Here is a 13,572-nt window from a genome sequence, read left to right on the forward strand (position 1 = left end):
TGACAGCGTTCACGGCGGCTGCCAGGCAGCGCCGTTGCCAGACTCACCGCGTGGCACGGTGGTCCGGTGTCTGTATCGCAACCGCTGTGCCAGCCCGCGGAGACAAGCGTTTTTTCTTTTTATATCAATGGGATATCGAATATTCCCGGGCTACGGAAAGTGGGAACAAGCGACTTGCACCGTCTCGAACGTCGTGAATTCGAACGGCGCATCGTTCGGTTTTCGCGCTGCGCGGGGGGCGGCGGCCCGTTCGGCCGCAGATACCGCCGGGCGATGGATAAGCCACTCTGTGCAAGGCCGGAAGCGGTCCTGACACACAGCGATGTTATGCTTTGGGCCTCGATAACTCCTGCGCGCACAGGGCGCGCACCCTGATGGAAATTGCCATATTACTGGCGCTGATTCTGATCAACGGCCTGTTCGCGATGTCCGAAATCGCCCTGATGACGGCTCGCAAGGCCCGCCTGCAACGGCGCATCGAAGAAGGCGACCGCGGCGCCATCGAGGCGATCAAGCTGGGCGAAGACCCCACCCGCTTCCTCTCGACCGTGCAGATCGGCATCACTTCGATCGGCGTGCTTAACGGCGTGGTTGGCGAGTCCACCCTGGCCCAGCCGCTCGGTGTGTGGCTGCAAGGCCTTGGCTTGCAGGCGTCGACCGCCGGTTACGTGGCAACCATCATCGTTGTGGCGGGCCTGACGTACTTTTCCATCGTGCTTGGCGAACTGGTACCGAAGCGTCTCGGCCAGATGGCGCCGGAAACCATCGCCCGCCTGGTGTCACGCCCGATTTCCTTCCTGGCGCTGGCCTCCACGCCCTTTGTCAAGCTGCTCTCCAGCTCGACCCGGCTGGTGCTGCGCATGCTTGGCGTCAAGAGCGGCCGTGGCCCGGCCGTCACCGAAGAAGAGATCCATGCGCTGCTGGTGGAAGGCTCGGAGGCAGGCGTCATCGAGCAGCACGAGCACACCATGGTGCGCAATGTGTTCCGCCTCGACGACCGCCAGCTCACCTCGCTGATGGTGCCGCGCGGCGACGTGGTCTGCCTGGACGTGGAAGTCCCGCTGGAAGAAAACCTGCGCCGCATCGAGGAGTCCGATCACTCGCGCTTCCCGGTGGTGCGCGGCGGCATGCACGACATGCTCGGCGTGGTCAGCGCGCGCCAGTTGCTTGCGCGCCGCCTGCGCGGCGAGCCCACCGACCTGGCCGCCGTGGTGCAACCTCCGGTTTTCGTACCGGAGAGTGTGACCGGCATGGAATTGCTGGAGAATTTCCGCATCTCGGGTGGCCAGATCGCTTTCGTCATCGACGAATACGGCGAGGTGCTGGGCCTGGTCACGCTGCAGGACCTGATCGAAGCCATCACCGGCGAATTCAAGCAGGACGGCGTCGGCGAGGAATGGGCGGTGCAGCGCGAGGATGGCTCCTGGCTGCTCGATGGCCTGATCCCCATCCCCGAGCTGAAAGACCGCATTGGCCTGCGCCACGTGCCGGAAGAGGACAAAGAGCGCTACCACACGCTCTCCGGCATGTTGTTGCTGTTGCTGGGCCGGCTCCCGCAAACCGGCGACACGGTGCGCTGGGCCGACTGGAAGTTCGAGATCGTCGACATGGATGGCAAGCGCATCGACAAGGTATTGGCCTCGCGCGTGCCGCCCGAGGACGGCGCCGACGCCGAAACCACCGGCTGATCACCCTGCCCGCCAGGCCTGGTTACGCCAGGCGCCGGATTTTGAGCTCCGTCAAGCCCCCGCGAATCCGCACTATCCCTGTATCCGCAGCTCTTCGGGCGGCGCCTGCCGTGCCGTATGATCTGGCTGTGCCGTGCCACTCCTGACTGCGGCTTGAGGACAAGATCCCCAGGCCGGGGCACGGATGGCATGGCGGTTGGTGCGGTCACGGCATGGCCGGATCGTGCCCGGATCACGACAGGGACCCCCCATGCATCCTGACGCAGACGACGATGTCCGCTCGGCGGAGGTGGACCCACGGGAAACAAGCGATTTCGCTTGCGCTCTGGCAGCGCGCCGGCAACTATCGCCCGCCACGCAACGATTCGCGGTCCTTGTTATCCACCTGGACCGCTTTACCCACGCCAGCGAAATGCTCGGCGCGCATCTGGCCGGACGGTTGCGCGCGCAGGCAGTGGCGCGTGTAGCCGCGCTGGCGCCCCCGGCGGAGATGACGTGGCTGGGGCAAGCCGACATCGGCGCGGCTGTGCCGCTACCCCTGGCGGCGACCGATTACATGGAAGCCGCGCTGCGCCTGGCACGCGGCGTGGCCGCCGGCCTCGCACGCCCCTTCCTGCAGGATGGGTTCGAATTGTTCCTGGCCAGCAGCGTCGGCGTGGCGCTTGACGAACCCGACAAGCCGGCCGAGCGCAGCCTGCGCGAAGCGTATGACGCGATGCTGCGTGTGCGCAAGCGCGGCGGTGACGGCGTTGCCGCCAACGCTGCCACAACGTCCCGGCCGCTTTCCACGCCGCTGCTGGCTGCCCTCCCGCACGCGCTGGCGCGAAGCCAGCTTGCTCTGAACCTGCAGGCACGGGCATCGTTGTCCACGGGCTGCGTGACAGGCTATACAGCCAGGCTGCGGTGGCAGAGCCCCGAGTTCGGGCGTGTTGCGCCACAGGACTTCCTGCCTGCGCTGGAATCGCTCGGCATGATGGGCGACGTCGCGCGGTGGCTGATGGAAAACGCCCTGCCCCTGCTGAACTGCCCGGGCATCGGCGAACCGGTGGAACTCTCCTTGCTGGTGTCCAGCGCGCAGATGCACGGTACCCCCATGATCGATACCCTGCTGCGCACGCTGGAACGCCGGCATCTGGACCCGGCCAGGATTTGCCTGGAGATCCCCCCCGGTGCGTTGCTCGCCACCGACCGCGTGGCTGCCGCGAAGCTGGCCACGCTGCGGCGCGCCGGCGTGCGCTTTGCCTTGAGCGACTTTGCCGACGCACCTGGCGGCAGCGCGACCCTGGAGCGCCTGCGCCCGGATCTGCTGACCTTCGATGCGCGCTGCATCGGCACGACCGCGCAGCCAAACCAGGAGAGCGCCGGCGCCGCCCGGCTGCAATCCGCCTGCGAGCAGGCACAGCGCCTTGCGTTGCCAGTCTGCGCCAAGGGCATCGAAACGCGGCACCAACTGACCGAGGTGCGCAACTGGGGCTGCAGTGCCGTGCAAGGCTACCTGCTGGCCCAGCCCTTCCCGGCCCAGTGGCTGGCCCAGACACATGCGGCCATTTGCGCCCGTGCGCGCGAGCTGCTGGCGTAGCCAGGCCGCCCCTGCTGCCGCCTCGTCCCCGGAATGCGGCGTCCTGTTGCACGTTTCGCCGGGCACGAACGGTTACAAAATGGCGGGAGTCGCGCTTCATAGTGCCCCGCGACAACGGTAGAATTGCGGCGAATTCAATGATCGAAAGGAGTCTGGCGTGAAAAAAGGATGGATCTTCTGCATTCTGTTTGCCACCCTGCTGGCTGGCTGCAACACCATGGCCGGGCTCGGCCAGGATATTCAGAAGGGCGGCCAGAAGCTCGAAGGCGCGGCGGATCGCAGCAAATAGGATGTGTCGCCGGCACCGGCTCCGGTGCCTGGCGGCGTGGGCCTGGCATGGCGCGACCCGCCCGCCTCCACCCGCCGCCTCGCTCGTCATCCCCGGCCAGCGCGCCGGGGGTGTTACAGCAGCTCCTCCGGCGTGAATGGCGCGAGCACGTCGATCCAGGTGCGCTTCGACCAGCTGGTATCCGGCTCGGTATCCAACACCACTGCCTTGTCTCCCTTGCCATCCACCCATTGCACCGCGCCCTGTCCGGACAAGCGCAGCAGGTAGCTGTTGTCATCGATCGCCCCGGCAAATAGCTGTGCGACTTGCTGCGCCAGCTTCGGGCTGTGGATGATCAGGCCAGTCTCGGTGTTCTGGCTGGCCGAGCGGGGATCGAAGTTCATCGAACCCACGAACAGGTTGGTACGGTCCGCGACCGCGGCCTTCACATGCAGGCTGGCCTGCGACGACGTGTAATCCCCGATGATTTTCTGCGGCCGGCCGGGTCGCGACTTCAGCTCATGCAGTTCCACGCCCGCGCGCAGCAGGTCGGGCCGGTAGCGCCGGTAGCCGACGTGGACGATGGGCGCATCGGTGGCGGCCAGAGAGTTGGTCAGCACGCGCACTTTCACGCCGCGCTTGACCAGATCCGCCATCCACGCCACCCCGCGGTCGCCAGGGATGAAGTATGGCGAGATCAGGATGATCTCCCGGTTCGCCCCGCTGAGCATGCGGCCCAGTTCTTCACCCATGGTCTCGCGGGCGGCGGGCGCCTGGTCCGGCGACACCTTGCTCGGCGCATCCACCATCACGCTGGCGGATGCCCATTCGAGCGCCAGCTTGCCACCACCCGCGAACTGGCGCCCAAGGAAGCTGGCGCGTGCGTCGATTGTGCCGGGCGGCGTCATACCCTGTGCCTCGATGCGCTTGCGCTCGGTTTCCGCGTCGACCAGGGTCTGCTCGGGCCGTGCCGCGCTGGCGCCACCGGCGCCGGCGGCCGCGTCCGCCGTCTCGGCCGGGGTCGCGAGTGTTTCCACCGATACCGCCAGCGGGTTGTTCCAGTATTGGTCAAAGGCAGCGGAGAGCCTGCGCACGGCGGGCCCGGCCGCGATCACGTCGAGATCGACGAAATTGGTATCCGGTGCTCTCAGGAAATAGGCGTTGCCTATGTTGCGCCCGCCGGTCATGGCCAGTGCGTTGTCGGCGATAAACGCCTTGTTGTGCATGCGCCGGTTCAGCCGCCGGACGTCGGTGGCGGAAGAGAGCATCCGCGTGAACTTGGAGAAGCGCCCCGCCGGGAAGGGGTTGAACATGCGCACTTCGATATTGCGATGTCCCGCGAAGCGCAGAAAGGCCCGGTCCTCGCCATCGCTGTGCAGGTCATCGACCAGAACACGCACACGCACGCCCCGCTCGGCGGCGGCCCGCACCTGGTGCAGGATTTCGCGGGAGGATTCGTCGGCCTCGATGATGTAGTACTGGAGATCCAGCGTGCGCGTGGCATGTTGCGCCAGCGAAATCAGGGTGCCGTAGGCTTCCTCGCCGGAGGCGATCACGTGGAAGCCGGACAGGGCCGGGTCGGGCGAGCTTTCCGCGACCAACCGCCCCAGGGCGGTGGTGGCAGGGTCGGACAGGGCGGCGGTTTGCTCGCGTGGAACAGACGGTGGCAGGCTGGCGCAGGACTCGGCGAACAGGACCAGCGCGCAAACCAGCGCGCGGCGCAGCCGGCGGGCCCAGCTTCCCGCGGAGCTTGCCGCGCTACCCGCCGCCTTTCCCGCCAATCGCGCAAACATGCTGCCTCCAGCAGTCCGGATAAGGCAAGCTTAGAACCTGGCGAGGCGGCGTGCTATCCGCCTTTGTCCGACGTCCCAGGCAGGCGTCAGGCGGTCTTGCGCAGCGCGGCAGCCTCCTGCGCCAGCGTACGCACCCGCGCCCAGTCGCCCTTGGCCACGGCGTCCTTGGGTACCACCCAAGAGCCGCCCACGCACACCACATTGGGCAGAGCGAGATAGCTTGGCGCACGCGCGAGATCGATGCCGCCGGTGGGGCAGAAGCGCAACTGCGCGAAAGGTCCGTAGAGCGACTTGAGCATCGGCACCCCGCCCGACGCTTCCGCCGGGAAGAACTTCAGGAACTTGAAGCCGGCCTCCATGGCCGCCATCGCTTCGCTGGCGGTGGCCACGCCAGGCAGCAGCGCCACGCCGGCGCCCTGCGCAGCCACGGCCAGTGCCGGCGTGAGCCCGGGCGAGACCGCGAATTGCGCGCCGGCATCGCCTACGGCCTTGAGGTCCGCCGCTGTCAGCACCGTCCCCGCGCCCACGCAGGCCTGCGGAAACGCAGCCGCCACGGCCTTGATGGCGTCCAGCGCCACGGGCGTGCGCAGCGTGATCTCCAGCACCGGCAGGCCGCCGCCGACCAGGGCTTCGGACACATGCAGGGCTTCGTCGACGGAGGAAAACTCGAGCACCGGGATCACCGGCACGTTAACAAGGCGTTCGATCAGCGAGGGAGATTGAGTTTGCATGGCAGTGGGTGTTCGGTAAGGTCGGACGATGGGACTTGGCGCTTGGGGTTGCAAGCCGGCCTGCCCGGCCGCCCGTTGGGCGGCGCCGGGCGCCAGGCGGTATCAGGCAATCACGGAAACCGACTGGGCCATTCGCGCCAGCACGGTTTCGATAAACGGGATCGGCGCCACGGCGCCGTAGCCGGTGGTGGACAGCGCGGCCGCGACGTTGGCATAGCGCGCGGCCTCGAAGGGATCGTCGCCAGCGGCCAGGCGAGCGACGAAACTGCCGCCGAAGCAGTCGCCGGCGCCGGTGGCATCGAGCGGGCGCACCGGGTACGGCGGCACCAGCGAGCGGGCGTCGGGGGTCGCCACATAGGCACCCTCCTCGCCCAGCTTCAGCGCCACCAGCCCGATGCCGCAGCCCAGCAGGTAGTCTACGATGGCGTCGCGGTCGTTGAGACCAGTCAGCACCGTGATGTCGTCCCAGCTTGGCAGGCATACGTCGGTCAGCGCAAAGGCCTCGCGCATGATGCCGCGTGCGCGTGCGAGCGTCCAGAGCCGCAGGCGCAGGTTGGTGTCGAGCGTGACCTTGCAACCCGCCTTGCGCGCGTGCTCCATTGCCGCCAGGCCGGCGTCGCAGGCGTTGGTGCTGATCGCCAGGCTGATGCCGGAAACATGCAGGTAGCGCGCCTCGGCGATGGCGTGGTGCGGCAGGTTCTCGTGGCTGTAGTGGCTGGCCGCGGAGCCGCTGCGCAGGTAGTCGAAGCGGTGACCGTGCGCGTCGTGCGTGACGAAGTACACGCCGGTCGGCGCACCGGCATCGACGCGCACGTGGCGCGTATCGACCCGCTCCTGCGTCCATAGCGCCAGCAGCCGTTCGCCGAAGGTGTCCTCGCCCACCGCGCTGATATAGCCGGCATGCGCGCCCTGCCGCGCGGCCGCGATGCAGAAGTTGGAAGTGTCGCCGCCAAACCCTTGCAGGTAGCGCGTGGGATCGTCGGGCTGCTGGTTGAATTCAACCAGTGCTTCGCCGAAAGCGAGAATGTCGATGCTCATGGTGCAAGCGTCCCCTGTCGTTGCTGTCGTTGCTGTTCGTTGCTGCTCGTCACTGCTGCCTGCGATGCCGTTTCAGAAAAACGTCTGCACGAGGTCGATCACGCGCAGGTCGCCGTCGAGCACCGGGATATGGCGCCATTTGTCGAAGGTAAGGCATGGATGCGAAATATCAAAGGCAACCATGTCGCCGACCTTGAGATCGTCGCCCGGCCGGATCTGCAGGTATGCGTGCTGGTCCATCATGCCGGTGACTTCCCAGTGCACGGGCACCGGCACCGGGGCCTCCGTGCCGGGGCGGTACACCTGGGCGGGCAGCGGCATGCCGGCGTCGAAGGCGGCGTCGCGCTTGCCCATGCCGATGATGGCGCGGTCAGGCTCGGGAATCGACTGCACATAGGCCCACAGTTGCAACGCCGGGAGCAGGCCTTCGCGCATCTTCTGCGCGACCGGGTTGCTGGCCAGGATGCGTTGCTGCGCGGCGCGGTAGATGCCGACGTCGTGCGTGAGGTAACAGCCGGGGCGCAGCACGATGTCGATCGGCGTGCCGATGTCGGTGCGGGCGAACTCCTCCGCCACTACGTCGTACCAGGCCGAGCCCGCGCCGGACATCACCACCGGGTTGCGGCCGAAGCGCCCCGCCGCGGCCAGTTCGCGCGTCACCGCGACGGTGCGTTGCAGGAACGCGCGGATGTCGGCCTCTTCCTTCAGCACCCCTTCGTAGATTTCCACGCCGGCCAGCGACAGCACGCCGGGCCAGCGCGCCAGCGCCGCCAGCACCGCCTCCTGCTGCCGCGCGTCGCGCACGCCGGTACGGCCGCCTGTCACGCCCAGCTCCAGCAAGACCTGTAGCTGCTGCCCGCGGCCACTGAAATAGGCGCCGAGCTGGTCCACCAGTTCAGGCGAATCCACCAGCGTGAAGAACTCGAAATCCGGATCGCGCAGCAGGTCGGCCACGATTTCCATATTGCGGCGGCCAACCAGCTGGTTGGCCATCATCACGCGCCGCACGCCGTGCGCATAGGCGGCGGCGGTCTGGTGCGCGGTGGCCAGGGTGATGCCCCAGGCGCCGGCGGCAAGCTGGCGCGCGAACAGCTTGGGCGCCATGGTGGTCTTGCCATGCGGCGCCAGCTGCACACCGTACTCGCCCATGAAGCGGCGCATCCACTCCAGGTTATGCACCAGGCGCTCTTCATACAGCACCGCCGCCGGCAGGCTCAGGTCTTCGGCCAGCAATTTCCAGCCTACCTGGCCAGCGTCATCGGGCGCCAGCGGCGCCTCGAGCTTGCCCAGCGCCTTGTTGAGCGGATCGATCGTGCCGGCTTGGTACTTTATTTCACGCATGTTGCCATCATCCTGAAAAATTCCGATTGACGTAATGATAGCCTTGAAATTACGATATTTCACCCTTGTTATAAAGTAACATTCAAAGCTGGCTCCGGGGCAACATCGGCCCGATGGACCCGCTTGCCTCCACCACCGACCTGCCAACCATGTCCGCGCCCTTCGACATCCTGACCCGCATTGCCGAGCGTGGCCCCACGCTGCGCCTGGCCGAGCAGAAGGTCGCGCAAGTGATCCTGCAGGACCTGGCTGGCGCGGCGGCCACCAGCATCAACGAACTGGCGCGCCAGGCCGGGGTGAGCGAGGCCAGCGTGACCCGTTTCGCCAAGGCCATCGGCTGCCGCGACGTGCGCGACCTGAAGCTGCGCCTGGCGCAAGCCACCGCGGTGGGCCAGCGTTTCCTGCAGGCGGAAGTCGCCCGCGCGGCGGAGCCGTCCCCGGCCACGCTGGCCGACAGCATTCATGCGGATATCCTGGACTCACTTGAGGTCAACCGCAAGCTGATCGACCCCGACCATATGGAGCGTGCGGCGCGCCTGTTGCTGGAGGCACGCATGGTCTACGCTTTTGGCATGGGTGGCGGCTCGTCCTTCATGGCCGACGAGGCGCGTTACCGCCTGGCCCGCCTGGGCCGTCCCGTGGCCAGCTACCAGGACGCGCTGCTGCAGAAGATGGTGGCGGCCACCTTGCAAAAGGACGATGTCGTGCTTGCCTTCTCCGCCACGGGCAATGTGCCCGAGATGCTGGCCAGTTGCGATATTGCCCGCGAATACGGCGCGAAGCTGGTCGCGGTGACCGCGCTGGGCTCGCCGCTGGCGGCACGCGCCGACGTGCTGTTGCCGGTGCGCACGCTGGAAACCGATTTTATTTTCAAGCCCTCGGCCTCGCGCTACGCGATGCTGCTGGTGATGGACGTGCTGGCTACCCAGCTCGCCCTGCTCCAGCAGGACCAGAGCCAGGAGCAATTGCGGCGGCTCAAGTACGTGCTCGACGCGCACCGCGGCAACACTGCCGGACCGGATGCCCCGGAAAGCCGCCAGCCGCTCGGAGACTGACCATGCCTGAACTGTTTGACACCCTGATCCGCGGCGCGACCCTGCTCGACGGCTCCGGCGCCGAAGCGCGCCTGGCCGACGTGGCGCTGCGCGCCGGGCGCATCGCCCGCATCGCCATGCTCGAGGACGGTGCCGACGGCATCGATCCCGGCAGCGCCGCGCATGTGGTGCAAGGCGAAGGGCTGGTGCTGGCCCCTGGCTTTATCGACGTGCACACGCACGACGACACCAATGTGATACGCCAGCCCGAGATGACGCCCAAGCTGTCGCAGGGCGTCACCACCGTGATCGTCGGCAATTGCGGCATCAGCGCGGCGCCCGTCGCGCTGCGCGGCGAACCGCCCGATCCGATGAACCTGCTGGGCACCGCCGATGCCTTCCGCTATCCCGATTTCGGCGCCTACGCGCAAGCCGTGCAGGCTGCGCAGCCGGCCGTCAACGTGGCGGCCCTGGTCGGCCATACCGCGCTGCGCAGCAACCATATGGACCGGCTGGACCGCACCGCCACCGCGGCCGAGATCGCCGCCATGCGCGCGCAGCTTGAGGAAGCGCTCGACCATGGCGCGCTTGGCCTGTCCACCGGGCTGGCCTACGCCAATGCGTTCTCCGCCACCACCGACGAAGTGCTGGCGCTGGCCGAACCGCTGGCCCGCGCCGGCGCGCTCTATGCCACCCACCTGCGCAGCGAGTTCGCCGAGATCCTGGAAGCGATGGACGAAGCCTTCCGCATCGGCCGGCACGCGCGCGTGCCCGTGGTGATCTCGCACCTGAAATGCGCCGGCGTCGACAACTGGGGCCGCAGCGCCGAGGTGCTGGACACGCTGGAGCGGGCCCAGCGCTGGCAGCCGGTGGGATGCGATTGCTATCCCTACACCGCCAGTTCCTCCACGCTCGACCTCAAGCAGGTCACCAGCGATTTCGACATCATGGTGACCTGGTCCGAACCGCACCCGGACATGGGCGGCCGGCTGCTGGCCGACATCGCCGCCGAGTGGGAGCTCGGCCTGGAAGATGCCGCGCGCCGCCTGCAGCCGGCCGGCGCGGTCTATCACTGCATGGAAGACGCGGACGTGGACCGCATCCTGAGCCACCCCGCCACCGTGGTGGGTTCCGATGGCTTGCCCAACGACCCCATGCCCCACCCGCGCCTGTGGGGCGCTTTTCCGCGTGTGCTTGGCCATTACGCGCGCGATCGCGAGCTGTTCCCGCTGACGGTAGCGATCCACAAGATGACGGGGCTGTCGGCCGAACGCTTCGGCCTGACTGAACGCGGCTTCGTGCGCGAAGGCTACTGGGCGGACCTGGTCCTGTTCGACGCCGCCACGATTCGCGATGCGGCCAGCTTCACCGACCCCATGCAACCGGCCGAGGGCATCGCCGCGGTGTGGGTCAACGGCGAGTTGTCGTGGCAACAGCGCCGGCCCACCGGCACGCGCGCGGGCCGCTTCCTTGCACGCGGCAAGCCCGCAGGGGCGAACGCCGCAACGCCACAGTAACGAGGCCGCGCGGCCGGCAATCCGCGTGGTGAATCCCGGCCGCGCGCCCCGTGCCGCGCGGCCAGCAATAAACCCAATCTGCAATTTGCTTCAGGAGTTCCCCATGGATATCAAGCGATTTGGCGTCGAAGGCGGCGCCGGCACCGGTGGCCAGCACATGCCCTTTGCCCGTGCCGTGCAAGCCGACGGCTGGCTCTACGTGTCCGGCCAGGTGCCGATGGTGGCCGGCGAGGTGATCGACGGCGGCATCGTGCCCCAGACCCACCAGGCCATCAAGAACGTACTGGCCATCCTGGCCGAAGCCGGCTACGGCACCGAGCACATCGTGCGTTGCGGCGTCTGGCTGGACGACGCGCGCGACTTCGCCTCCTTCAACAAGATCTTCAAGGAATACTTCGGCGCCAACCCGCCGGCGCGCGCCTGCGTGCAGTCGAGCATGGTGGTCGACTGCAAGGTGGAAGTGGACTGCATCGCCTACAAGAAGCCGGCGGCCTGAACCCAGGCCAGCCTGCCACGAACAACCTGAACCGGCCGCCGCCAGCGCGGCCCTTTTCATAGCGGACGCGGGGGAGCCCCGCCGGGCCACCGGCGGACCCCGCACAAAGGAGACAATATGGGCGCCGTAACCGGAACCACACTCTTGCTTTACGCGCTGATCGCCGTGATCGCACTGGTCGTGCTGATCGCGAAGTTCAAGCTCAACCCCTTCATCACACTGGTTGTCGTGTCGGTGCTGCTCGGCTTTGCCGTGGGCATGCCGATGGGCGACATCGTCAAATCGTTCGAGGCCGGCGTGGGCGGCACCCTGGGCCACATCGCGCTGGTCGTGGGCCTGGGCACCATGCTCGGCAAGATGATGGCCGAATCCGGCGGCGCCGAACGCATCGCGCGCACGCTGATCGATGCCTTCGGCGAGAAGAACGTGCACTGGGCCATGGTCACCATCGCCTTTATCGTCGGCTTGCCGGTGTTCTTCGAGGTGGGCTTCGTGCTGCTGGTGCCGATCGCCTTCAACGTGGCCAAGCGCACCGGGACCTCCATGGTGCTGGTGGGCATCCCGATGGTGGCAGGCCTGTCGGTGGTGCACGGGCTGATCCCGCCGCACCCTGCCGCGCTGCTGGCGGTGACCGCCTACAAGGCGGACATCGGCAAAACCATCATGTACGCGCTGATCGTCGGCATCCCCACCGCCGCCATCGCCGGCCCGCTGTTCGCCAAGCTGATGGACCGCTACGTCAAGCTGCCGGATATCAATCCGCTGGCCGAACAGTTCACCGAGGAAGACGAGAGCGTCAAGGCATCGCACCAGTTGCCCGGCTTCGGCATCACGCTGTTTACCATCCTGCTGCCCGTGTTCCTGATGCTGATCGGCAGCTGGGCGGATGTCATCAGCACGCCCAAGACCTTTTTCAATGATTTCCTCAAGCTGATCGGCAATTCGGTGATCGCCCTGCTGATCGCCGCGCTGGTGAGCTTCTACACCTTCGGCAAGGCCCGCGGCTTCAACCGGGAAAACATCCTGAAGTTCACCAACGAGTGCGTGGCGCCCACCGCCATCATCACGCTGGTGGTCGGCGCCGGCGGCGGCTTTGGCCGCGTGCTGCGCGATTCGGGCATCTCCAACGCCATCGTCGACGTGGCCACCGGCGCGCATGTGTCGGTGCTGCTGCTCGGCTGGCTGGTCGCGGTGCTGATCCGAATCGCCACCGGATCCGCCACGGTAGCCATGACCACCGCAGCCGGCATCGTCGCGCCGATCGCCGCCAGCGTGCCGGGCACCCGGCCCGAACTGCTGGTGCTGACCACGGGCGCCGGATCGCTGATCCTCTCGCACGTGAACGACGGCGGCTTCTGGCTGGTCAAGGAGTATTTCAACATGACCGTGGCCCAGACCTTCAAGACCTGGTCGGTCTGCGAAACCCTGATCTCGGTGATCGCGCTGCTGCTGACCCTGGCGCTGGCCACGGTGGTCTGACCATCCGCGGGGCGGCAGCCACAGAAAAGGGGAGGCGCACGCAGTGCCCCTCCCCTTTTTTCATGCCCCGTGCCCCGGTGCCAGTGGTGCCGGCCCGGGGATTCCGTGCCGCGATGTGCTATGGTGTGCACCGCAGCAAATCGCTGGGTGCCGAGGCTGCCCTGCTCGCGGCTGTCATGAATCTTTCATATTTGGAAGCAGGCCCCGCTTCTGCCCCAGCGATAGAATCGAGCCCCAACCGGAGGAAAAGAACTATGCCCAAAAAGCTCAGGAAGACCGAGGAAGCCGTGCCGGCCACCACTACGGCGCCAGGCCTGATCGCCCTGCTCGACCATATCGCCAACGCCACCGCCCAGGGCCAGCTCGACCCCGAGTTCGCCCGCAAGCTGGGCAAGCGCGCCCGCAAGGAGGCCGACGCCCTGATTGAAGACCAGGCCTTCTCCGCCGCCCACGGCGCGCAGATCAAGGCAGCGCTGGCAACGCTGGAAGCCGCGGTATCCGATAGCGAAGGCGGCCTGCTGGGCAAAGCCGTCAAGCGGCTGCGCGACGCCGACAAGCGCGCGGCGGAAGCGCCCGCCAAGTAAGGCGTCTTTCCTGCCGCGCCAATG

At 67.2% G+C, this 13,572-nt stretch carries 12 protein-coding genes; 8 read left to right on the forward strand and 4 right to left on the reverse strand.

The window, feature by feature from the left end:
• Window positions 1-374 precede the first annotated feature (374 nt).
• The 3 genes from AC1DS6_RS03780 (at window position 375) to AC1DS6_RS03790 (ending at window position 3,556) form a co-directional block, all read left to right on the forward strand.
• Window positions 375-1,688: a hemolysin family protein gene (locus AC1DS6_RS03780; RefSeq protein WP_441627775.1), complete on the forward strand. Its 1,314-nt coding sequence runs from the start codon at window positions 375-377 to the stop codon at window positions 1,686-1,688.
• 250 nt (window positions 1,689-1,938) lie between these two features.
• Window positions 1,939-3,267 (forward strand): EAL domain-containing protein, encoded by a 1,329-nt coding sequence (locus AC1DS6_RS03785; RefSeq protein ID WP_477102094.1) that lies wholly within the window; start codon window positions 1,939-1,941, stop codon window positions 3,265-3,267.
• A 157-nt stretch (window positions 3,268-3,424) separates the two neighbouring features.
• Window positions 3,425-3,556, forward strand: coding sequence for an entericidin A/B family lipoprotein (locus AC1DS6_RS03790; RefSeq protein ID WP_035861400.1), 132 nt, complete (start codon window positions 3,425-3,427; stop codon window positions 3,554-3,556).
• A 113-nt stretch (window positions 3,557-3,669) separates the two neighbouring features.
• Here the strand turns inward: AC1DS6_RS03790 and AC1DS6_RS03795 are convergent, their stop codons facing one another.
• The 4 genes from AC1DS6_RS03795 to AC1DS6_RS03810 all read right to left on the reverse strand — a co-directional run bounded on the left by AC1DS6_RS03795 (window position 3,670) and on the right by AC1DS6_RS03810 (window position 8,438).
• On the reverse strand, window positions 3,670-5,328 hold the full coding sequence (locus tag AC1DS6_RS03795; protein WP_477102095.1) for a phospholipase D-like domain-containing protein: 1,659 nt from the start codon (window positions 5,326-5,328) through the stop codon (window positions 3,670-3,672).
• Between the two features lie 86 nt (window positions 5,329-5,414).
• Window positions 5,415-6,059 carry a bifunctional 4-hydroxy-2-oxoglutarate aldolase/2-dehydro-3-deoxy-phosphogluconate aldolase gene (gene eda / locus AC1DS6_RS03800; RefSeq protein ID WP_045239748.1) on the reverse strand — a complete coding sequence of 215 codons (645 nt, stop codon included), beginning with the start codon at window positions 6,057-6,059 and terminating at the stop codon, window positions 5,415-5,417.
• A 102-nt stretch (window positions 6,060-6,161) separates the two neighbouring features.
• The gene (locus tag AC1DS6_RS03805) at window positions 6,162-7,097 is read right to left on the reverse strand and encodes a sugar kinase (protein WP_441627783.1); all 936 of its coding nucleotides are present in this window, start codon (window positions 7,095-7,097) and stop codon (window positions 6,162-6,164) included.
• 72 nt (window positions 7,098-7,169) lie between these two features.
• Window positions 7,170-8,438 carry an amino acid deaminase gene (locus tag AC1DS6_RS03810; protein ID WP_035861409.1) on the reverse strand — a complete coding sequence of 423 codons (1,269 nt, stop codon included), beginning with the start codon at window positions 8,436-8,438 and terminating at the stop codon, window positions 7,170-7,172.
• A 149-nt stretch (window positions 8,439-8,587) separates the two neighbouring features.
• On the opposite strand from AC1DS6_RS03810, the gene AC1DS6_RS03815 reads away from it, so the two are divergent.
• The 5 genes from AC1DS6_RS03815 to AC1DS6_RS03835 all read left to right on the forward strand — a co-directional run bounded on the left by AC1DS6_RS03815 (window position 8,588) and on the right by AC1DS6_RS03835 (window position 13,548).
• Window positions 8,588-9,493, forward strand: a complete 906-nt coding sequence (locus AC1DS6_RS03815) for a MurR/RpiR family transcriptional regulator (RefSeq protein ID WP_441627878.1) — start codon at window positions 8,588-8,590, stop codon at window positions 9,491-9,493.
• Window positions 9,494-9,495: 2 nt separating this feature from the next.
• Window positions 9,496-10,989, forward strand: coding sequence for an N-acyl-D-amino-acid deacylase family protein (locus tag AC1DS6_RS03820; RefSeq protein ID WP_477102096.1), 1,494 nt, complete (start codon window positions 9,496-9,498; stop codon window positions 10,987-10,989).
• A gap of 103 nt (window positions 10,990-11,092) precedes the next feature.
• Window positions 11,093-11,485, forward strand: coding sequence for a RidA family protein (locus AC1DS6_RS03825; protein ID WP_035861414.1), 393 nt, complete (start codon window positions 11,093-11,095; stop codon window positions 11,483-11,485).
• Between the two features lie 117 nt (window positions 11,486-11,602).
• A complete protein-coding gene (locus AC1DS6_RS03830) occupies window positions 11,603-12,964 on the forward strand; it encodes a GntP family permease (protein ID WP_035861417.1) in 1,362 nt (453 codons plus the stop codon).
• Between the two features lie 254 nt (window positions 12,965-13,218).
• On the forward strand, window positions 13,219-13,548 hold the full coding sequence (locus AC1DS6_RS03835; protein WP_035861420.1) for a hypothetical protein: 330 nt from the start codon (window positions 13,219-13,221) through the stop codon (window positions 13,546-13,548).
• Window positions 13,549-13,572: the final 24 nt, after the last annotated feature.

Source organism: Cupriavidus sp. 05L310, from assembly GCF_056398185.1.